Origin of the sequence: Actinomyces radicidentis (assembly GCF_001553565.1) — a bacterium.
In the GTDB taxonomy this organism is placed as follows: domain Bacteria; phylum Actinomycetota; class Actinomycetes; order Actinomycetales; family Actinomycetaceae; genus Actinomyces; species Actinomyces radicidentis.
In genome coordinates this window covers 164,643-185,120 of record NZ_CP014228.1, presented here as the reverse complement: position 1 = coordinate 185,120, position 20,478 = coordinate 164,643, and the positions used below count along the sequence as shown (strand labels likewise).

Annotated in this window: 14 protein-coding genes; 5 read left to right on the top strand and 9 right to left on the bottom strand. The window is 73.6% G+C overall.

From position 1 onward, the window contains the following. Positions 1 to 1,033: 1,033 nt before the first annotated feature. The 4 genes from treS to glgX form a co-directional block, all read right to left on the bottom strand. Positions 1,034 to 2,818 carry a maltose alpha-D-glucosyltransferase gene (gene treS, locus AXF14_RS00825; protein WP_417862727.1) on the bottom strand — a complete coding sequence of 595 codons (1,785 nt, stop codon included), beginning with the start codon at positions 2,816 to 2,818 and terminating at the stop codon, positions 1,034 to 1,036. A 256-nt stretch (positions 2,819 to 3,074) separates the two neighbouring features. Next, a complete protein-coding gene (locus AXF14_RS00820; RefSeq protein ID WP_067939164.1) occupies positions 3,075 to 5,174 on the bottom strand; it encodes an alpha-1,4-glucan--maltose-1-phosphate maltosyltransferase in 2,100 nt (699 codons plus the stop codon). Positions 5,175 to 5,371: 197 nt separating this feature from the next. Then, positions 5,372 to 6,499 carry a tryptophan--tRNA ligase gene (gene trpS, locus AXF14_RS00815; RefSeq protein ID WP_067939161.1) on the bottom strand — a complete coding sequence of 376 codons (1,128 nt, stop codon included), beginning with the start codon at positions 6,497 to 6,499 and terminating at the stop codon, positions 5,372 to 5,374. Positions 6,500 to 6,572: 73 nt separating this feature from the next. Further along, on the bottom strand, positions 6,573 to 8,945 hold the full coding sequence (gene glgX / locus AXF14_RS00810; protein WP_084355244.1) for a glycogen debranching protein GlgX: 2,373 nt from the start codon (positions 8,943 to 8,945) through the stop codon (positions 6,573 to 6,575). Positions 8,946 to 9,118: 173 nt separating this feature from the next. Here glgX and AXF14_RS00805 point away from each other — a divergent pair, with 173 nt between their 5' ends. The 3 genes from AXF14_RS00805 to AXF14_RS00795 all read left to right on the top strand — a co-directional run bounded on the left by AXF14_RS00805 (position 9,119) and on the right by AXF14_RS00795 (position 11,925). Further along, positions 9,119 to 9,910: an electron transfer flavoprotein subunit beta/FixA family protein gene (locus tag AXF14_RS00805; protein WP_067939159.1), complete on the top strand. Its 792-nt coding sequence runs from the start codon at positions 9,119 to 9,121 to the stop codon at positions 9,908 to 9,910. Between the two features lie 20 nt (positions 9,911 to 9,930). Beyond that, on the top strand, positions 9,931 to 10,974 hold the full coding sequence (locus AXF14_RS00800) for an electron transfer flavoprotein subunit alpha/FixB family protein (RefSeq protein ID WP_067939156.1): 1,044 nt from the start codon (positions 9,931 to 9,933) through the stop codon (positions 10,972 to 10,974). Between the two features lie 84 nt (positions 10,975 to 11,058). Then, a complete protein-coding gene (locus AXF14_RS00795; RefSeq protein ID WP_067939153.1) occupies positions 11,059 to 11,925 on the top strand; it encodes a hypothetical protein in 867 nt (288 codons plus the stop codon). Positions 11,926 to 12,058: 133 nt separating this feature from the next. Here AXF14_RS00795 and AXF14_RS00790 read toward each other — a convergent pair whose 3' ends face one another. From AXF14_RS00790 to AXF14_RS00770, 5 genes are all read right to left on the bottom strand, one after another. After that, positions 12,059 to 12,331 carry a DUF1540 domain-containing protein gene (locus AXF14_RS00790; RefSeq protein ID WP_067939150.1) on the bottom strand — a complete coding sequence of 91 codons (273 nt, stop codon included), beginning with the start codon at positions 12,329 to 12,331 and terminating at the stop codon, positions 12,059 to 12,061. Between the two features lie 315 nt (positions 12,332 to 12,646). Further along, entirely contained in the window at positions 12,647 to 13,765 is a 1,119-nt protein-coding gene (gene mnmA / locus AXF14_RS00785) for a tRNA 2-thiouridine(34) synthase MnmA (protein WP_067939147.1), read from the bottom strand. A gap of 138 nt (positions 13,766 to 13,903) precedes the next feature. After that, complete coding sequence (locus AXF14_RS14240; RefSeq protein WP_236755736.1) at positions 13,904 to 14,671, bottom strand: zinc transporter; 768 nt, start codon at positions 14,669 to 14,671, stop codon at positions 13,904 to 13,906. Positions 14,672 to 14,805: 134 nt separating this feature from the next. Further along, a complete protein-coding gene (locus AXF14_RS00775; protein WP_236755734.1) occupies positions 14,806 to 15,333 on the bottom strand; it encodes a DUF6318 family protein in 528 nt (175 codons plus the stop codon). A 379-nt stretch (positions 15,334 to 15,712) separates the two neighbouring features. Next, positions 15,713 to 16,978, bottom strand: a complete 1,266-nt coding sequence (locus AXF14_RS00770; RefSeq protein ID WP_067939140.1) for a cysteine desulfurase family protein — start codon at positions 16,976 to 16,978, stop codon at positions 15,713 to 15,715. A 22-nt stretch (positions 16,979 to 17,000) separates the two neighbouring features. Between AXF14_RS00770 and nudC the strand changes: the two genes are divergently transcribed. Together nudC and AXF14_RS00760 are read left to right on the top strand one after the other, a co-directional pair. Continuing rightward, positions 17,001 to 18,269: an NAD(+) diphosphatase gene (nudC, locus tag AXF14_RS00765; protein WP_084355243.1), complete on the top strand. Its 1,269-nt coding sequence runs from the start codon at positions 17,001 to 17,003 to the stop codon at positions 18,267 to 18,269. Positions 18,270 to 18,347: 78 nt separating this feature from the next. Further along, on the top strand, positions 18,348 to 20,471 hold the full coding sequence (locus AXF14_RS00760; RefSeq protein WP_067939137.1) for an ATP-dependent DNA helicase UvrD2: 2,124 nt from the start codon (positions 18,348 to 18,350) through the stop codon (positions 20,469 to 20,471). Positions 20,472 to 20,478: the final 7 nt, after the last annotated feature.

The window sequence follows — 20,478 nt, the reverse complement described above, 5'->3', positions numbered from 1 at the left end:
AGACGGGGCAGCTCGGCGAGCTCGGCCAGGACGGCCCTCACGCCGTCGGCGAGGCCGGGGACGCGCACGCCCAGGTCGGGGACCTCGGCGAGCGCCCAGTCGGCGCGGCCCCGCAGGTCGGCGGCCAGCTCGGCGGGCGAGGCGGGCTCGCTCGTGCCGAGCGCGGCGGCGAGGTGCTCGTGCATCTGGCCGGTCGTGATGCCCAGGTCCGCGGCCAGCTCGAGGGCCTGGCGGCGGCGGGCACCGTCCTCGCCGTCGTCGGAGCGGGCGAGCTCGCAGAAGAGCTCGAAGCCGTCGTCGGCGCGCGGCACGAAGGTGGTGGCGACCGCGGAGTCGGCCTCGACCTCCGCGCCGGTCGGGTCGATCCAGGTCAGGGTGGACCAGGCGACGGGCGTGCGGACGCGGTCCCAGCCGTCCTTCGCGAGGGCGACGGAGACCTCGACGTCGGGGTTGCGGCCGGCGGCGAGGACGCGGAAGACCTTGACGATGAGGTCGGTCGTGCCCTCGTCCTCTGCTCCCCCGGTGGGGGCGTCCTCGAGGGGCGCGGGCAGGATGACGCTCGTGTTGGACTGCTCGCCGGTGGTCACCCTGAGCCGGTGGGCGCGCTGCGCGATCGCGCGGGCGTGCTCGGGGCGCATGACCGTGCCGGCGGCCTCGGCGGCGGCGGCCCAGGCGCGCCAGAAGCCCGGGTGGTGCGGGCCGTCGACGAGCTCGGCGCTGGCGTCGTCGAGGACGAGGCCGGCGTTCTCAGCCGCCTCGCCGTCGACGCGGAAGTCCGCCAGCGACCCGGTGGGCACGGCGACGAGCGGGGCGTGGACGAGCACCGAGGTGCCGGCGGCGTCGCCGCGTGGCGCCTCGATGAGGAGGTCGTGGACGCCGTCGCCCAGGTCGCGGTCCGCGACGAGGTTGAGGGTGCCGGGCGCGGGTGCGGCGTCGCCCTTGAGGGGGAACCACCGGCGCTCGAGCAACCAGGGGTGCAGGTCGTGCAGGAGCGTCTCGGTGGAGGGCCAGGGTGCGGGGACGGTCGAGGTCATCAGGCCTCCTCTCCGGCCGCGGTCGCGGCCTCGTGCTCGCCCGGGGCGGTCCCGGGCTGGTCGGCGCCGGCGGGGCTCACGGAGAGCCAGTAGTAGCCGCGGGCGCCCAGGGTCAGGGTGATCCGGCCGTCGTCGCTGACGGCGGGGAAGTCCGCGCCGCCGATGACGTCGCGCGTCGCCCGGCCGGCGAGGTCGGGGACCTCGATCGTCACCGAGCGGGGCGCGTTGGCCAGGTTGGCGACGCAGAGCATCGTCTCGGGCTCCTGCCCGGCCGGGACCGGGAGGAAGTCGGTGCGGGTGTGGGCTAGGACCGAGTCGTCCGAGACGTCGCGGGCCTCGAAGGCCCCGCGGCCGAGGACAGGGTGGGCCCGACGCACGTGGAGGGCCCGCTGGGTCCAGTGCAGGAGAGAGTCGGGTCGGCGCAGCTGGGTCTGGACGCTCAGGTGCGCGTAGCCGGGCCGCTGGATGAGCGGCAGGGTGAGGGCGCCCGGGTCGACTGCCGTAGAGAAGCCCATGTTGGGGGAGTCGTCCCACTGCATGGGGGTGCGCACGGAGTCGCGGTCCACGAGCCAGATGTTGTCGCCCATGCCGATCTCGTCGCCGTAGTAGAGGCACGGCGAGCCGGGCAGGGACAGCAGGAGGGCGTTGATGAGCTCGGTCTCGGCGCGGGAGGCGTCGATGAGCGGTGCGAGGCGCCGGCGGATGCCGACGTTCGCGCGCATCCTGTCCTCCTCGGCGTACCAGCCGTACATGAGGTCGCGCTCCTCGTCGCTCACCATCTCGAGGGTGAGCTCGTCGTGGTTGCGCAGGAAGGTCCCCCACTGGCCGTGCGTCGGGATGTCCGGGGTCTCGGCGAGGATGTCGCGGATCGCGACGCCGGACTCCTCGCGCAGCGCCCGGAAGATCCGGGGCATGACGGGGAAGTGGAAGCACATGGTGCACTCGGGGCGCTCCGCGGTCCCGAAGTACTCCACGACGTCGTCGGGCATCTGGTTCGCCTCGGCGAGGGTGATCGTGCCGGGGAACTCGCGGTCGAGCATCTCGGTGAGAGTCGCGATGACCTCGTGGGTGCCCGGAAGGTTCTCGCAGCTCGTCCCCTCGCGCTCGATGAGGTAGGGGATCGCGTCGAGGCGGAAGCCGTCCACGCCGGTGCGCGCCCAGAATCGGACGACGTCGAGGACGGCGTCGACGACGGCGGGGTTGTCGAAGTTGAGGTCGGGCTGGTGGGAGAAGAAGCGGTGCCAGTAGAACTGGCGCCGCTCGGTGTCCCACGCCCAGTTCGACTCCTCGGTGTCGACGAAGATGACGCGCGTCCCGTCGTAGCGGGTGTCGTCGTCGGACCAGACGTAGAAGTCTCCGTACGGGCCGTCCGGGTCGGAGCGGGAGGCCTGGAACCAGGGGTGCTCGTCGCTCGTGTGGTTGAGGACCATGTCGATGACGATGCGGATGCCGCGCTGGTGCGCCTGGTGGACGAGCTCGCGGAAGTCCTCCATCGTCCCGTACTTGGGGTCGATGCCGGTGTAGTCCGCGATGTCGTAGCCGCCGTCGCGCATGGGCGAGGGGTAGAAGGGCGGGATCCAGATGGCGTCCACGCCGAGCCAGGCGAGGTAGTCCAGGCGGGTGGTCAGCCCGACGAAGTCGCCCGTGCCGTCGCCGGTGGAGTCCGCGTAGGAGCGCAGGAGCGCCTCGTAGAACACGGCGGTGCGGTACCACTCGCGGTCCGCGGACAGGCCCGGGTGCGGCTGCGGCGGCACGGCGGGGATGCCGGGGATGACGCGCGGCAGGGCGGCCGGTGCGGCCCCGTAGGTCTCGCCCTCGAGGACGGCGGGAGCGGGGACGACGGCGGTCGGCAGGACCTCCGGGGTGCTCGTCGTGGCGTTGTGCTCGGTGGGGGTGGTCACGTGGTTGTGCCTCTCGTGGGTGGCGTGCGGTCGGTGAGGGGTGCGGCGCCCCGGCCCGACAGCGTCGCGCGGTGCGCGGGGCCGCCGGGTGAGCCGGAGACCGCCGGCGGGCCCGGGCAGGAGCCCGGCCCGGACGGCCTCAGAGCCGCTGGACGTGGAAGACGTGGGCGACGCGGCCCTCGGAGGGGTCGAGGCGGACGTAGTTGCTGCCCGACCAGTCGAAGACCCAGCCGGTGAGCTCGTCCGTCACCCGGATGACGGGCTGCGAGCCGTCCGTGCCGGCGGGCAGGCCGAGCTGCTCGAGGTTGAGGTGGACGCCGCCCTCGTGGGCGCTGTGCGGGTCCAGGTTGACGACCGTGAGGACGACGTCCTCCTCGCCCGTGGGGGAGTACTCGGCGTCGACGCGCTTGGAGTAGGCGATGAGGGAGTCGTCGCTCGTGCCGTGGAACCAGATGTCGCGCAGCTGCTGGAGGGCGGGGTGCGCGGCGCGGGAGGCGTTGAGCCGGGTGAGCAGCTCCTCGATCCCGTTGGCGCGGGCGGCCCCGAAGTCGCGGCGCTTGATCTCGTACTTCTCGTTGTTGATCTGCTCCTCGTAGCCCGGTCGCGGCGTGGACTCCGCGAGCTCGTAGCCGGAGTAGACGCCCCACGTGGGGGACAGCGTGGCCGCGAGGACGGCGCGCAGCTTGAAGGCCGGCACCTTCCCGTTGGTCATGAAGGGCGTGAGGATGTCGTGCGTCGTCGGCCAGAAGGCGGGGCGCAGGACGGGGGCCGTGTCCTGGGAGAGCTCGACGAGGTAGTCGGTGAGCTCCTCCTTCGTGTTGCGCCACGCGAAGTAGGTGTAGCTCTGGTGGAAGCCGATCTTGCCCAGGGTGCGCATCATGGCGGGCCGCGTGAAGGCCTCAGCGAGGAAGAGGACCTCGGGGTTGGTCGAGCGGACCTCGCGGAGGAGGCGCTGCCAGAAGACGAGGGGCTTCGTGTGCGGGTTGTCGACGCGGAAGATCGTCACCCCGTGGCTGATCCAGGTGCGCACGACCTCGAGGATCGCCTGGTAGATGCCCTCGGGGTCGTTGTCGAAGTTGAGGGGGTAGATGTCCTGGTACTTCTTCGGCGGGTTCTCCGCGTAGGCGATGGAGCCGTCGGCCAGGACGGTGAACCACTCGGGGTGCTCGGCGACCCACGGGTGGTCGGGGGAGCACTGGAGGGCGAGGTCGAGGGCGACCTCCATGCCGAGGCCGCGCGAGCGCTCGACGAAGGCATCGAAGTCGTCGAAGGTGCCGAGCTCGGGGTGGATGACGTCGTGGCCGCCGTCGGCCGAGCCGATGCCGTAGGGGGAGCCCGGGTCGCCGGGCTGGGCGTTGAGCGTGTTGTTGCGGCCCTTGCGGTTGGTGACGCCGATCGGGGAGATCGGGGTGAGGTAGAGGACGTTGAATCCCATGGTGGCGATGCGGTCGAGGCGCTCGGCGGCGCTGCGCAGGGTGCCGGGGACGATCGTGCCGTCCTCGGCGCGGGTAGCGCCCAGCGAACGGGGGAAGACCTCGTACCAGGAGCCGTAGAGGGCGCGCTTGCGGTCCACCTGGAGCGGGTAGGTGGCCGACGGCGAGACGTGGTCGCGCAGGGGGAGGCGGTCCAGCGCCTCGACGACCTCGGCGGAGCGGCCGGCGGCGAGGCGGTCGGCGGCGTCGAGGCCGGTGTCCCGCAGGGCGGCGGCGGCGCGCGTGAGGACGGCGGCGTCCTCGTCGTCGCGGCCGGGGACGGCGGCGGCGCGCTCGAGGACGCGGGCGCCCTCCTCGAGCATGAGCTCGACGTCGACGTTCGCCGGGACCTTGATGCCGGCGTCGTGCTCCCACGTGGCGTAGGGGTCGGACCAGCCCTCGACGCGGATGCCCCAGTCGCCAGGGGCGTCCGCGGCGAGGCGGGCCTCGTAGCGGTCGAGGCCGGGCGCGTACTCGTGCATGCGGGCGCTCGGGCCCTCGGTGCCGTCGGGGCGGACGAGGACGGCGGTGGCGCCGAAGCGGTCGTGGCCCTCGCGGAAGACGGTGGCGCGGACCGGGAAGGCCTCGCCGGGGACGGCCTTGGCGGGCCAGCGCCCGTCCTCGACGACGGGCGACACCTCGGTCACGGGGATGCGGCCGATGAGGGAGAAGGGGGCGGGTGCGGGAGCCCGCCCCGTGCGCGTCGCAGCGCTCTCCTGAGCGGCTCGGGTGGTCTCGGGCTGGGGGCCTGTCGTGTTCGGGGTCACAGACCCAGGGTACTGGGATGGGCGGTGCGAGTCACACCGAGGGGGCGCAGGATCCCGTCCCTCGGCCGCATATCGCCCTGGCGCAACCCGCGGGCGGGGGAGTGCCCCCTCGCGGCCCGGCACGACGTCGGCCCGCCCCGCCGCACGGTGGCGGCGGGGCGGGCCGACGTCGTGCCGGGCCGCCGGTGCGCGGCGGCTCAGTAGCTCATGTGCATGGCGGAGCGCACGGCGTCGAGAGTCTCGTTGGCGACCGCGTTGGCGCGTGCGTTGCCCTCATGGAGGACGGAGACGAGGTAGTCCTCGTTGGCGACGAGCTCGGCGCGCTTGGCGCGGATCGGGGCGAAGAACTCGTTGACGGCCTCCGTCGTCACCTTCTTGAGGGTGCCGGCGCCGCCGTCGCCGATGCGCTCGGCGATCTCCTCCGGGGCGCCCGCGCCGCACAGGGAGGCGAGCATGAGGAGGTTGGAGACCTCGGGGCGGTTCTCCGGGTCGTAGGTGATGACGCGGTTGGAGTCCGTCTTCGCCTTCTTGAGGGCCTTGGCGGTCTCGTCGGCGGTCATCCGCAGCTCGATGGTGTTGCCGCGGGACTTGCTCATCTTCTCCCCGTCCAGGCCGAGCAGCAGCGGGGCCTCGCCCAGGAGGGCCTCGGGACGGCGGAAGACGGGGTGCTTCTTGTCCGCGCGGCCGTAGCGCTTGTCGAAGCGCTGGGCGATGAGGCGGGCCTGCTCGAGGTGGGGGAGCTGGTCCTTGCCGACGGGCACGAGGTTCGCCTGGCAGAAGAGGATGTCCGCGGCCTGGTGGACCGGGTAGGTGAGCATGAGGCCCGTCATGGCGCGGCCGTCGGTGGCCTCGAGCTCGGCCTTGACCGTCGGGTTGCGGTGGAGCTCGGACTCGGAGACGAGCGAGAGGAAGGGCAGCATGAGCTGGTTCTCGGCCGGCACCGCGGAGTGGGCGAAGATCGTGGACCGCTCCGGGTCGACGCCCACGGACAGCGTGTCCGCCACGAGGGACAGGACGCGCTCGCGGATCGGGCCGACGCCGTCGCGGTCGGTGATGACCTGGTAGTCCGCCACGAGGATCCAGGTGTCGACGCCGCGGTCCTGGATCGGCTGCCACGAGCGCATCGTGCCGAAGTAGTGGCCCAGGTGCATGTTGCCCGTGGGGCGCACGCCCGTGAGCATGCGGTAGCGGCCGGGGTTCACGTCGAGGTCGGCCTCGATCTCGGCGGAGCGGGCGATGGAGCGGGCGAGGGAGGCGTCGTTCGTCGCGTTGGCGAGCGCCTCCTCGGCCTTGGAGGAGGTGGGGGTCTCGGGGGACTGCGTCATGGCGCCCATCCTAGGGGAGGGCGATGAGGGGCCCGAGCGCCCGGAGCGGAGCCCCCGCGGGGCCCTGGCGCGGTCAGCGCGTCCGGACGGCCGGCGACGTCGTCGGCGCCTCTGCGGCGCGCAGCTCCTCGCCCGAGAGGTAGATCCTCATCGATAGCGGGTCCATCGTCGTCGTGTCCCCCGGGCGGTCCTGGCGGCAGTCCGTGGCGCCGGAGCGTGCGGCGCGGGCGCGCTCGGGGGCGACGGGGACGTCCGAGGCCCTGCTGCCGCGGCGCACGCGACGGGCCAGCGCGAAGGCCGAGGTGTGTGGGCGGGGCACCGCCCAGGTGGAGTCCCAGGCCAGGTGCCAGTCCGTGCCGCGCCCCTCGGGGAGGGTGACGTCGCACTGGTCGAGGGAGCCGTTGATGATGACGAGGAGGTCGTCGTCGTCGCCCTGGCCGGAGCGCAGCATCTGCACGACCCGGGTGAAGGGGTCGTGCCAGCCCTCCGCGTCCATCTCCTCCGCCGTCGCGCGGTACCAGGCGAGGTCGCGGATCGCGTCGCCCTCGGCGACGCGCCCCGTCGCGAACTCGGTGGGGCGCATGACCGGGTGCTCGGCGCGCAGGCGCGTGAGGTAGCGGGTCGTGGCGATGAGGTCGCGCTGCCAGGTGGCGAGGTTCCAGTCGTACCAGGAGATCGGGGAGTCCTGGCAGTAGGAGTTGTTGTTGCCCTCCTGGGAGCGGCCCAGCTCGTCGCCGCCCAGGATCATCGGCGTGCCGGCGGAGACGAGCAGGGTGCCGAGCACGTTGCGCGAGGAGCGGCGGCGCAGGACCTCGATGGGGCCCAGGTCCATCCCGAGCTCGAGGGCGGAGTCCGTGGCGGGACCCTCGAAGCCGTGGTTCCAGGAGCGGTTGTCGTCGGTGCCATCGCGGTTGTCCTCGCCGTTGGCGAGGTTGTGCTTGTAGTCGTAGGAGACGAGGTCGCGCAGCGTGAAGCCGTCGTGGGCGGTCACGAAGTTGACGCTCGCGAGCGGACCGCGCCCGCCCGGGTACTCGCCGTGGCCGAAGAGGTCCGCGCTGCCCGCCAGGCGGGTCGCGAGGTCGCGCAGGTCCATGCCGGGGCGGCTCTTGGACAGCTCGGAGGCGTCGTGGAGCCAGAAGGAGCGCACGGTGCCGCGGTAGCGGTCGTTCCAGTCGTGGAAGGGCTCGGGGAACTCGCCCGTGCGCCAGCCGCCCGGGCCGACGTCCCAGGGCTCTGCGATGAGCGTGGCGTCCTGGAGGACGGGGTCGGTGGCCATCCCGATGAGGAGGGGGTGACGGGCCTGGAACTCCGCGGCGTTGCGGCCCAAGGTCGCCGCCAGGTCGAAGCGGAAGCCGTCGACTCCGACGTGCTCGTGCCAGTAGCGCAGCGAGTCGAGGCAGAGCTGGACGGCGCGCGTCGAGCGGAAGTCGACGGTGTTGCCGGTGCCCGTGACGTCGACGTACTGCGCGGGCCTGGTGGGTGCGTGCAGGTAGTACTCGAGGTTGTCCAGGCCGCGCAGCGAGAGCGTCGGCCCCATGACGCCCGACTCGCAGGTGTGGTTGTAGACGACGTCCATGACGACCTCGAGGCCGGCCTCGTGGAGGATCGAGACCATGCCGCGGACCTCGTCGAGGACCGCCCGCGGGCCGGCCGCGCGCGCCGCCTCCGTCGCGTAGGAGGGCTCCGGCGCGAAGTAGGACAGGGTCGAGTAGCCCCAGTAGTTCCGGCGACCGTTCTGCAAGAGGAAGGCCTCGGAGAAGGAGGCGTGGATCGGCAGGAGCTCGATGGTCGTCACGCCGAGGGAGCGCAGGTACTCCACGGTCGAGGGGTGGGCGAGGCCCGCGTAGGTGCCGCGCAGCTCGGGCGGGACGCCCGGCATGTTGATGGTGAGGCCCTTGACGTGGGTCTCGTAGACGACGACGCGCTCGGCCGGGACGCGGGGGCCGGGGACGACGGGGAAGGGCTCGTCGGTGACGACGCCGAGGGCGACGTGCCCGAGGGAGTCGAGCGCGGAGGGCTCGAGGGGCTGCGCGGTGGGGGCCAGGGAGTCGTCGACGGCGTGGGCGTAGAGCTCGGGGCTCAGCTCGGGGGCGCCGTCGATCGCCCGGGCGTAGGGGTCCAGGAGGAGCTTGCGGGGGTTGAACAGGAGGCCCTCGGCGGGGTCCCAGCGCCCGTGGACGCGGTAGCCGTAGCGCTGGCCGGGGCCGACGCCCGGGACGTGGACGCTCCAGGCGCCGCGGGCGTGGCGGTGCGTGCCGGTGCGGTGCTCGCCGGTGACGCGCCCGTCGTCGTCGAGGTCGAGGAGGCAGAGGTCGACGGCGTCGGCGTGGGGGGAGACGACGACGAAGTCGGTGCCGCCTTCGACGGGCGTGGCACCGAGGCGGGTGAGGTCCCGGGCGTCCTCGGAGCCGGTCAGGGCGGGCTCGACGGCGGTCTGCGTGGGCATGGGGGCATTGTCACGGGCGGCACCGTGGTGGGCAACGCGAGATGACGCACGTGCGTCACAGGGTGGTCACGGGGCCGTGCTCACGCGCTCCGAGCAGTGACGACGCCGTTCCATCCGTCTCACCATCCCGAACGCCGCTGGAACGCGCCGCCATATATGGCAACCTTGGCCGCATGAAAATCGTGGTCTGCATCAAGCACGTCCCCGACGTGCAGTCCGAGCGCTGGCTCGAGGGCGGCCGTCTCGTCCGCGGCGAGGACGACGTCCTCAACGAGCTCGACGAGAACGCCGTCGAGGCCGCCGTCTCCCTCGCCGAGGACCTCGGCGGCGAGGTCGTCGCCCTCACCATGGGTCCCGAGGACGCCGAGGACGGTCTGCGCCGCGCTCTCCAGATGGGCGCCGACTCCGCGGTCCTCGTGAGCGACGACGAGCTCGCCGGCTCCGACGTCGTCACCACCGCCCGCACGCTGGCCGCCGCGATCCGCCGCATCGGCAGCGTCGAGCCCGGCGAGGAGGGGATCGGCGACGTCGACCTCGTCATCACCGGCATGGCCTCGCTCGACGCCATGACCTCCATGCTCCCTGGGGCGCTCGCCGCCGCGCTGCGCGTCCCCGCCCTCACTCTCGCCACGGGCGTCGAGGTCGACGAGGCGGGCGGACTCACCGTCACCCGCGCCGTCGGCACCACCCGCGAGGTGCTCACCGCCCCCACGCCGGCGCTCGTCTCCGTCACCGACCAGGCCAACGAGCCGCGCTACCCCAACTTCGCAGCCATGCGCGCCGCCAAGAAGAAGCCGCTCGACGAGCTGAGCCTCGCCGACCTCGACCTCGCCGGCGGCGTCCCCGCCATAGCCGTCGTCTCCTCCGAGGAGCGCCCCGCCCGCGAGGCCGGCACCATCCGCACCGACGCCGGGGAGGCCGGGCGCGAGCTCGCCGCCTGGCTCGTCGAGAACAAGCTCGTCTGAGCGGGAGAGAGAACGACACCATGACCGACGCACCCACCACCTCCGCGCCCCTCTCCGAGCCCGTCCTCGTCCTCGTCGACCTCGAGGGGCAGGGCGAGCACCCCGACGCCGCCGCGGCCACTGACGCCCGGCCCACCGGCCCCTCCCTCGAGCTCCTCAGCGTCGCTCGGACCCTCACGAGCGGCGACGTCGTCGCCCTCGTCCTCGGCACGCCGGGGGCCACGACCTCCTCGGCCCTCGCGGGCGCGGGCGCCACCCGCCTTCTCACCGCGGACCTCGCCGGGCACGAGGCCGAGACCGCCGCCTCGGCCGACGCCCTCGTCTCCGCCGCGCGCGCCACCGGCGCCGCCGCCGCGCTCGTCGTCTCCGACTACCGCGGCAAGGAGCTCGCCGGACGCGCCGCCGTCCTCCTCGACTCCGCCGCCACCTCCGACGCCGCCGAGCTCGAGGTCGTCGGCGGCGAGCTGCGCGCGAGCAAGCTCGTCCTGTCCGGCTCCTGGTCGACGACGATCTCCGTGACCCCGGCGGCCGGCCGGACGCCGGTCGTCGCCGTGCGCCCCGGCGCCTTCGAGGCGCGCGTCGAGGAGGGCGCCGCGCCGCTCGCCGTGGAGCCGCTCGACGTCGTCCTCACCCCTGAGGCCCTCGCCGTCCGGCTCGTGTCCCGCGAGGCCTCCACGGCCGCCTCCGGCCCGGTCCTCACCGAGGCGCGCACCGTCGTCGTCGGCGGGCGCGGTGTCGACGGCGACTTCGACCTCGTCCACTCGCTCGCCGACCCGCTCGGCGCCGCCGTCGGCGCGACCCGCGTCGCCTGCGACGAGGGCTGGATCGAGCGGTCCGCCCAGGTCGGTCAGACCGGATCCTCCATCGCGCCGCGCCTGTACATCGGTCTCGGCGTCTCCGGAGCGGTGCACCACACCTCCGGCATCCAGGGCGCCGGGACGATCGTCGCGGTCTGCGACGACTCCGAGGCGCCGATCTTCGAGATGGCGGACTTCGGCGTCGTCGGCGACGTCACGGAGGTCGTGCCCCAGCTCGTCGAGGAGCTCGCCCGCCTGCGAGGCTGAGCGCCCTCGCCCACCCCGGACGGGCTGGCCGCGCTCGGCGAATGAGGTTAGCCTTCCCTCAGTCCCTGAGGGTAGGAGAAACCCATGAGCGACCGCGGCACGGGCCCCGTGCATCCCATCGCGTCACGCCGCATGGCACGGCGACTTCTCGCCGGCAGCGGGGCCGCGGAGGTGACCGCGTACCGGTACCCCGGAGCCGACGCCCTCGCCGTCGTCCACGCCCTCGATCGCACCGGCCGGGTGCTCGTCGCGGCGTGCCCGCCTCCGACGCACCCGCTGAGCGTCGTGGGTGCTGAGCGGCCGAGCGAGGTCCGCCTGGACGTGCGTCTGGAGTCGGCCGACGCCAGCGTCCGCGTGACGACGGCGACGGCCCACCTCCTCGGCGTGCTGACCTGGCTCGGCGCCGACGAGGCCGCTGAGGTTCTCGAGGGGCGGGCGGCCGGATGCCACTGCCCCATCACGGGGGAGGACCCCCTCCTGAGTCTCGGCGAGATCGCCCGGGCCCCCGGCGGTCGGCTCGGCGTGGTGAGGACCGAGCGCGTCATGGTCCACGACCTCCACGGTGTCTCGGGGCATGACCTGTCCGATCTGCTCACCCCGGACTCGGCGGGGTTCATCTGGAGCGATACCGACATCCTGAGCGCTCAGGAGGAGGTCCGAGACCTCGGCAACACGGCGCTCACGCTCCTGTGCGAGGGCGTGGTCGAGGGAGCGCTGGCGGGCAGCCTGTGCTCGCACCGCCCCGTCGAGGGCCTGTGCCCGTCGCTGCACGGGCGGGTCCTGTGCGCTGATATCGCGCCCGAGGGCGTCACCCTCATGCACGTCTCGACGACCTGCGTCGAGACGATCCAGGTCGCTCTTCCCGCAGGGACGCGCCGTGCCTGCGAGGTGGAACCCTTCCTGCGTGACTGCGTGCAGGACGTCCTGGTCGCCCAGCTGCGCCGGGGTTGACGAGCCTGCCGACCTGGACGAGGCCCTGTGACGATGGAGCGAAGGCACGTTGAGAGGGGGTCCGCCCGGACGGGCGGACCCCCTCTCAACGTGGAAGGCGCTCCGGAGCTCGCCCAGAGCCGGCTGGAGGTGCTCAGCGAGCCTCGTAGCTCAGGCAGTCCGCCGTGCCGGAGCCGAGGGTGATCGCCTCGGCGGTGCACATGAGGTCAGTGTTGTGGACGCACTCGAGGCGCTGGCAGGCGCCGACGTGGGCCGCGGCGACAGGCAGCCCGCCGCGGGCGTCGAGGTTGATGAGCGTCGAGCAACTGCCCTTGCCGTCGACGGTGATGGCGAAGGCGGTGCAGCCCTCGTGGTTGAAGGCGCAGGTGGTGGTGGCGCAGGACTTGATCGCGGTGACGGTCGACATGGTCGGTTCCTCTCGTGTGACGGGCTTTGCCGGAGCAGTTGACGCGAATGACGTTAAGGGCCGAGATCCGGGGGGGGCAAGCAGTCGCGGAGCGCGCTGGGCGGTGCGACGCATATCGTTGCCATCGCAACGAAAAATCAACGTCTCTCATTGCGTGACGCGCGGTTTTCGCATCTCGGAGAGGGCTCGTCTTGCAGATGGAAGGGCTTCCCTAATGAACTGAGCCTGACCTGACTGGGGTGAGCCTCAGTCACGCAGCGACGGGTCTGTGCTCATCGGTCGGCCGTCCCCGATAGCGGGCGCGGGGCGAGGCTCTCAGGCGACGGTGGCCTGGGCGAGGACCTGTTCGCCGGACTCGCCGCCGTAGACGACGACGCTCTGCCCGGCGGCGAGGCCCCGCAGCGGCTGGCGCAGGCTCGCGTGGAGCGTCCCGCGCTCCACGTCCACCGTCACCTCGGCGGGAACGGGGCGGCCGTGGGCGCGGACCTGGACGGTGACGTCCGGCCAGCCGACCGCGCCGTCGACGTCGCCGGGCTCGGCGAGGAGGACGAGGGAGTCCGCGTCGACGGCGGACCGGGAGAGGAGCTCCTCGGGGCCGACGACGACCTCGTTGGTCTCCGGGCGCGTCTCGATGACGTAGCGAGGTCGCCCGTCAGGCGCCGGGTGCGTGAGCCCGAGGCCCTTGCGCTGCCCGATGGTGAAGCCGAAGTAGCCGCCGTGGGTGCCGAGCACCTCGCCGTCGGGGGAGACCATGGCGCCCTCCCGGACGCCGAGGGAGCGCTGGAGGAAACCGCGGGTGTCGCCGTCGGCGACGAAGCAGATGTCGTAGGAGTCCGGCTTGGAGGCGACGGGCAGGCCGCGGCGCTCGGCCTCGGCGCGGACCTCCGCCTTGGAGGGGGCGTCACCGAGCGGGAAGAGCGCGCGGGAGAGGCCGCGGCGTCCGGAGACGGCGAGGACGTAGGACTGGTCCTTGGCGTGGTCGGCGGCGCGGGAGAGGGCGAGACCGGACTCGTCGCCGGGGCGGCCGGAGGCGGCGCCGCCGGTGAGTCGGGCGTAGTGGCCGGTGGCGACGGCGTCGAAGCCCATGGCGAGGCCGCGCTCGAGGAGGGCGTCGAACTTGACGCGCTCGTTGCAACGCACGCAGGGGTTGGGGGTGCGGCCGGCGCGGTACTCGGCGAGGAAGTCGTCGACGACGCGCGCCTCGAACTCCTCGGACAGGTCCCACACGTAGAAGGGGATGCCGAGGATCTCCGCGGCCCAGCGGGCGTCGCCCGCGTCCTCGATGGAGCAGCAGCCGCGCGAGCCCGAGCGGGTCTGGGCGCGGTTGCGGGTGAGGGCCATGTGGACGCCGACGACGTCGTGGCCGGCGTCGACGGCGCGCGCGGCGGCGACGGCCGAGTCGACGCCGCCGGACAGGGCCGCGAGGACGCGCACGGGGTTCCCTTCTGCCCGGGCTCGGTCGGCTCACGGGCCCGGGCAGCCTAACGCCGGGTTAGTCGGACGGGCGAGGTGCGGGTGGCGAGGACTCGGGCACAGGGCTGCGCCGAGGTGGGCCGGCCCAGCGCCCAGGGCTCAGTGGCCCTGTGCTTCCTCGGCGTCGTCGGTGAGGTAGGAGATGGTGCGGACGACGTCGAAGGGTGCGGTGGTGTCGGTGGTGGTGATGGTGCCGGTGACGGGTTGGGTGTGCTGGCCGTCTGGGGTGAAGGTGGCCGTCCAGGTGGTGGTCAGGGTGATCGTGACGTCCTGGGCGGTGGAGGCGTAGCGGTGGGTGACGGTCTGGTTGGGGTAGGCGGCGCCGGGGTCCGTGGTTGTCGTGGTGGTGCCGTCGCCCCAGGTCCAGGTGTAGCTCGTGGGTGTCGCCTGGACGGTGACCGGGGTTGCGTTGACTTGGGTGGTCAGGGTGCGCGCGTCGTCCGTGGTGTAGACGATGGCGTCGAGGTTGACCAGGACCTGGCTGCCGGGTGGTTGGCGGGTGATGCCGGAGCCGTCGACGAGGAGGTGGGAGACGTCGGTGCTGGTGATGACGATGGGCTCGGGCGCCGGTGCGGCGGCGGCCGCCGGTTGAGCCGCTGCCGCGGGCTCGGCCGGTGCTCCCGTCGGCACGACGCGGGCGCACCCGGCGCTGCCTGCGCCGCCGGAGGCGGTGATCTGAGCAGCCGTCATGCAGGGGAGTCCCGCGTCGGACATGGTGGACTCGAGCTCGGAGCGAGGGCCGACGTAGTGGGTTCTGGCGCCGGAGAAGTGGGCGGTCGCAGTGTTCGGGCTCGAGTAGGGGCCTGTGGGTGTCCCGCCTGCTGGGCCGACGATGCTCCATTGGACGGACTCTGAGTTGCCGGTCATGGTGAGCGCGCTGCCTCCAGCCTCAGCGGAAATCTCCGATGCTGGGCTTGGTGGAGGAGTGGGATCGGCGGGCACGAACGGGTTGGAGGTGATCATGGTCGCTGCCAGGCCGACGGCTAGGAGCAGGTGCAAGGTCACTCGGTTTCGCCTTCGCCAACGAACCAGGTGTTGCCGTCGTACCTCATTGCGAGGGTGAGCACTGTTTCCTCGGATTGCCCCACCTTGGGAGACGACTTGCCTGAATGCGTAGTAGTCGTCGGTTGCGTGATGCTGAGCCGCACTGCTGTGTATTCATGTCCGGCGGTCGGCGGCGCATATTCACGACTGTTCACATCTAGAACCCAAGGATCTGTCCACCCACCGGATTCGTGGAGCTCCGTGACGTTGTCGTGCACCGACCCGCAGAAGACGCACCCGTCCTCGCTCATCGCGTCCCACTCGGTGAGGTCGCCGGTCGCGTAGACGTAGGGGTACAGGCTGACGAAGTACTCGGCCGCGGCGACTGCGCCCTCGGGGGAGTTCTCGCCCATCCTCGCCGGCTTCTCCGGAGCCTGCATCGCGAGCGCCGCCTCCCGCAGGGCGGCGTCCTCGGGCGACAGCGACACCGAGGCGGTCGCGCTCTGGCTGGCCTGCACGGACGCGGCCACGTCGTACGGGTCCACGGACCCGCTCGCCGAGGCTCCCGCGCTCGCCCCGCCCGACGAGCACCCCGCCGCGCTCACGGCCAGCACCGCCGCCGCCGCGGCCAGGGCGCTCATCCGCCGCCGGGGCGAGGTCGTCATCGGCGTCGACATCGGGACGCGGGCGGTCGATCGGGACGAGGGGAGCACGGGGGACCTCCACCGTTGGGGATCTCGGGCAGTGTGGGGCGCGACCCGCCGCCCGAGCCAGGAGAGCCGGCGGCCGGTCGCGCCCCGTGACCATATCGAGACCTCTCGGCCCGCAGCCACCGTCCGGCGGCTCCCTGTGGAGAACCTGCGGCTCTTGCGGTGCGCAGGGCTCCACAGGACACGATCCGCCGATCCTCACGAAAGGCTTACCTCAGCGCCGCTTCGCCGCCTGGGTCCTCCTCGCCATCTCCAGCGCCCGCGGCAGCGCCGCCAGCAGACGCTCGACGTCGGCGCCCGTCGTCGTCGGCCCCATGGTCACGCGCAACGTCGAGCGCGCCGACTCATCGTCGAAGCCCATCGCGATGAGGACGTGGCTCGGCTGCGTCACCCCCGCGTGGCAGGCGGACCCCGCCGAGACGTCGACGCCAGCCATGTCCAGACCCATGAGCAGGGCCTCGGTGTCACCGTCTTCGAACCACAGGTGCGCCGTCCCCGGCAGGTGGGGCGCGTCCTCGGGCAGCGTCGCGTGCACGCCCTCCAGCGCCGTCGTCCCAGCCAGCACCTCCGCGCGCAGGGCCTCGAGCCGCTCAGCCTCCGCCTCCCGCTCCGCCACGGCGAGCTCGACAGCGAGCGCCAGCGCCCGCGCCCCGACGACGTCCGCGGTCCCCGAGCGCAGGCCCCGCTCCTGCCTCCCGCCGCCGGTCGGGGAGACGAGAGCGAGGTCCCGCCTCGCGATGAGCGCGCCGACACCGATCGGCGCCCCGAGCTTGTGGCCCGTGAGGGTCAGCGCGTCCAGGCCCCAGCCGTGCACGTCCACCGGGACGCGTCCCACCGCGGCGACGGCGTCGGAGTGGACAGGGACGTACCCGGGCTCCCCAGGGCGTGTCACTCCCGTCGCCCGCCTCACCGCCTCGACGACGCCCGCGACGTCCTGCACGAGCCCCGTCTCGTTGTTCGCCGTCATGACCGAGACGACGGCGACGCCCCCGGCCCCGACGGCGTGCTCCACCGAGGTCAGGTCCACGCGCCCGGCCGCGTCCACGTCGAGCTCGGTCACCCGCGCGCCGTGCAGCGCCTCGCACACGCGCGCCGTGTCCCGCACCGCCGGGTGCTCCAGCGGTGAGATGACGACCCCGGGCCGCTCGACGCCGGCCGCCCGCGCCGCGAGCACCCGCCCGGTGACCGCCAGGGCGTCCGCCTCCGTGCCGCCGGAGGTGAGCAGCACCTCGTGCGGGTCGACCCCGAGCGCGCCGGCGAGCCTCGCCCGCGCCTCGGCCAGCGCCGCGCCGTCGCGCCGCCCGGAGGCGTGCTGCGCGGACGGGTTCGCGCGCGGGCGCCCGCCCGACGCGAGCCCGTCGACGAGGTCCCGCGTCACCTGCCCGACGACCTCCGGTCGCAGGGGCGCCGTCGCCGCGTGGTCGAGGTAGGCGCGCGCCGGGGCCGCCGACGAGGGCCGGGAGACGGGGGAGGAGGTCATGCCCGAAGCCTAGGGTGAGGTCATGAGCACCTCACGGGACGACCTCACCGACGCCGCCACCACGAGCACCTCTCCGGGTAGCGCCACGGGCTCCGCCCGCCGCTCCCCGTGGCGCGTCGACGACCCGGTCCGCTGGGACGAGGACGCCTTCGGCCGCCGCTCCCTGTCTCGCCTCACCGTCGACCGCGACGCCGCCCGCCGCCGCGAGCCCGACCTCCTCGCTCGCCTCGCCGCCGACCCCGCCACCCGCATCGTCCTCGTCGACGCCCGCGGCCGAGTCGCCCTCGACGTGCCCGCCTCCCACCCCGACCTCCCCGAGAACGGCCTCACCCCGCCCTCCTGGCCCGTGGACGCGCGCCCTGACGAGCCCGCCCACGACGTCGTCGAGGGCGCGGACACCGGCGAGGAGGAGCAGGAGCGAGCGCACCTGCGCACCGGCTTCCAGGAGCGCCCAGACCGCCCGCGCCCCCACCTCGCCCCGCTCACCGCAGACGACGTCGACGCCACCGGCCTCGACTCCTTCTACCTCGGCAGCGAGTCCGCCGAGGCGCCGGCCGCCGGCGCCGCCCGCGCCTCCTGGCTCGCCGTCGTCGTCCCGGCCGAGAGCACCGAGCCCGACGACGCCGAGGGCGCCTCCCACCCGCACCCCGACCTCGCCCGCGCCCTCGACCGCTACCCGCTGTCCGCCCTGCGCGCCGTCGGCGACGAGCTCACCGCGCACGACGCCGGCCTCGCCACCCCCGCCGCGGCCCTGGCCGCCTGGCACGCCCGCAACCGCTACTGCCCCTTCTGCGGCTCGCGCACCGAGTCCGTCGAGGCCGGCTGGGCGCGCCGCTGCACCGGCTGCGGCGCCCTCCAGTTCCCGCGCACCGACCCCGCCGTCATCATGGCCGTCACCGACGACGCCGACCGGATCGTCCTCGTCCACGGCGCCGCCTGGGACCCGGGCCGCTACTCGACCGTCGCCGGCTTCGTCGAGGCCGGGGAGGCCGCCGAGGCCGCCGTCGTCCGCGAGGTCCAGGAGGAGACCGGGCTGCGCGTCGCGAGCGTCGAGCACGTCGCCACCCAGCCCTGGCCCTTCCCGCGCTCCCTCATGCTCGGCTACCGCGCCCGCCTCGCGCCCGGCGAGCACGCCGCCCGCCCCGACGAGGAGGAGGTCACCGGCGCGCTCGTGCTGTCGCGCGCCGAGCTCGCCGCCGCCATCGAGGCCGGGGACGTGGTCCTGCCCGGCCCAACCTCGATCGCCCGCATGCTCATCGAGGACTGGTACGGCGAGGAGATCCGCGGCTGACGGGCCCCGGAGCCGCGCCTCCCCAGCCCGCTCGGCGCGTCGGTTCGTGTCAGCGGGCCGTGGCAGGCTGGGACCACGATGAGCCAGACCTCCCCGAACCAGCAGCCGTCCGCCCCGCGTCTCGCACCGCCGAGCCCCGCGGAGCTCCTCGACGCGCTCGACCCGGACCAGCGGGAGGTCGCCGAGCACCTCGAGGGCGAGCTGTGCGTCCTCGCCGGCGCCGGCACCGGTAAGACCCGCGCCATCACCTACCGCATCGCCCACGGCGTCGCCGTCGGCGCCTACCAGCCCACCCAGGTCCTCGCCGTCACCTTCACCTCCCGCGCCGCCGGGGAGATGCGCTCGCGCCTCAAGGACCTGGGCGTCCACGGCGCCCAGGCCCGCACCTTCCACTCCGCCGCCCTGCGTCAGCTCCGCTACTTCTGGCCCACGGCGATCGGCGGCGGCCTTCCCGAGATCCAGCCCTGGAAGGCCGGCCTCGTCGCCACCGCCGCACGGCGCCTCGGCATGCCCTCGGACAAGGCGGTCGTCCGCGACCTCGCCGCCGAGGTCGAGTGGGCCAAGGTCTCCATGATCCTGCCGGAGGACTACGCCCAGGCCGCGCAGGCCGCCGGCCGCACCGACGTCGGCGGGCTCGAGCCGGCCGCCGTCGCCCGCGTCCTCGAGGCCTACGAGGAGGCCAAGACCGAGCGCGGCGTCATCGACTTCGAGGACGTCCTCCTCCTGCTCGTCGGGATCCTCCTCGACCGCGAGGACATCGCCTCCCAGGTGCGCGGCCAGTACAAGCACTTCGTCGTCGACGAGTACCAGGACGTCTCCCCGCTCCAGCAGCGCCTCCTCGACCTCTGGCTCGGCAACCGGCGCCAGCTCTGCGTCGTCGGCGACGTCTCCCAGACCATCTACTCCTTCACCGGCGCCACGCCGCGCTTCCTCACGGACTTCGCCCAGCGGTACGACGGCGCCCGCACCGTCCGCCTCTCGCGCGACTACCGCTCCACCCCGCAGGTCGTCTCCCTGGCGAACCGCGTCCTCTCCCGCTCGCGCCGCGGCGGGGGCCGGCTCGCCCTGCCCGCCGGCGCCGTCGAGCTCGTCGCCCAGCGGCCCTCCGGCCCCGCCGTGCGCTACGAGTCCTACGACGACGACGTCGCCGAGGCCGCCGGGGTCGTCACCCAGGTCCAGCGCCTGCAGGCCGCCGGCGTCCCCCTGTCCGAGATCGCCGTCCTCTACCGCACCAACTCCCAGTCGGAGGCGGTCGAGTCCGCCCTGTCCGAGGCCGGCATCGGCTACCTCGTGCGCGGCGGCGAGCGCTTCTTCGAGCGCCCTGAGGTCAAGCGCGCCATGGTGGTCCTGCGCGCCGCCGCCCGCACCGAGCGAGCCAGCCTCACCGGGGACCTCGGCCAGGACGCCCGGATGGTCCTGTCCCGCGAGGGCTGGAACGAGGAGCCGCCGAGCGCCCGCGGCGCCGTGCGCGAGCGCTGGGACTCCCTCAACGCGATCGTCGAGCTCGCCGACGACCTCGCCAAGCAGCGCGGCGCGGACCTCGACGGCCTCGTCACCGAGCTCCAGGAGCGCGCCGACTCCCAGAACGCCCCCACGGTCGAGGGCGTCACCCTGTCCTCCCTCCACGCTGCCAAGGGCCTGGAGTGGGACGCGGTCCTGCTCATCGGCGCCTCCGAGGGGCTTCTGCCCATCTCACTGGCAGAGGGCCCCGACGCCATCGAGGAGGAGCGCCGCCTGCTCTACGTGGGCGTCACGCGCGCCCGAGAGCACCTCGTCATCTCCTACGCGCGCGCCCGCAACGTGGGCGGCCGCGCCTCGCGCAAGCCCTCTCGCTTCCTCGACGGCATCTGGCCCGCCGACGACCCAGGCGTCGTCGCGTCGCGCACCCGCTCGACGGGCACGAGCCAGCGCGCCCGTTCCAAGCAGCTCGCCGCCGAGTTCGAGGAGGAGAACGACCCCTCCACCGTCGCGCTCTTCGAGGAGCTGCGGGCCTGGCGAGCCGGGGTCGCCAAGGAGCGCTCCAAGCCCGCCTACACGGTGCTGGCGGACGCGACCCTGCGCTCGGTGGCCGTCGTCAAGCCGACGGCGCTGCCGCAGCTCTCCCTCATCCGCGGCATCGGTGCCGTCAAGCTCCAGGAGTACGGGACCGACGTCCTGCGCATCGTGCGCGAGCACGGCGGTCTCGACGCCGACGCGCAGTAGGGGGCCG

Bases quoted from the DNA above. Each gene is read 5' to 3' on its own strand.
- trpS (WP_067939161.1), bottom strand. From the start codon at position 6,499: ATGACGCAGTCCCCCGAGACCCCCACCTCCTCCAAGGCCGAGGAGGCG.
- glgX (WP_084355244.1), bottom strand. From the start codon at position 8,945: ATGCCCACGCAGACCGCCGTCGAGCCCGCCCTGACCGGCTCCGAGGAC.
- AXF14_RS00805 (WP_067939159.1), top strand. From the start codon at position 9,119: ATGAAAATCGTGGTCTGCATCAAGCACGTCCCCGACGTGCAGTCCGAG.
- AXF14_RS00800 (WP_067939156.1), top strand. From the start codon at position 9,931: ATGACCGACGCACCCACCACCTCCGCGCCCCTCTCCGAGCCCGTCCTC.
- AXF14_RS00795 (WP_067939153.1), top strand. From the start codon at position 11,059: ATGAGCGACCGCGGCACGGGCCCCGTGCATCCCATCGCGTCACGCCGC.
- AXF14_RS00790 (WP_067939150.1), bottom strand. From the start codon at position 12,331: ATGTCGACCGTCACCGCGATCAAGTCCTGCGCCACCACCACCTGCGCC.
- AXF14_RS14240 (WP_236755736.1), bottom strand. From the start codon at position 14,671: ATGACCGGCAACTCAGAGTCCGTCCAATGGAGCATCGTCGGCCCAGCA.
- AXF14_RS00770 (WP_067939140.1), bottom strand. From the start codon at position 16,978: ATGACCTCCTCCCCCGTCTCCCGGCCCTCGTCGGCGGCCCCGGCGCGC.
- nudC (WP_084355243.1), top strand. From the start codon at position 17,001: ATGAGCACCTCACGGGACGACCTCACCGACGCCGCCACCACGAGCACC.
- AXF14_RS00760 (WP_067939137.1), top strand. From the start codon at position 18,348: ATGAGCCAGACCTCCCCGAACCAGCAGCCGTCCGCCCCGCGTCTCGCA.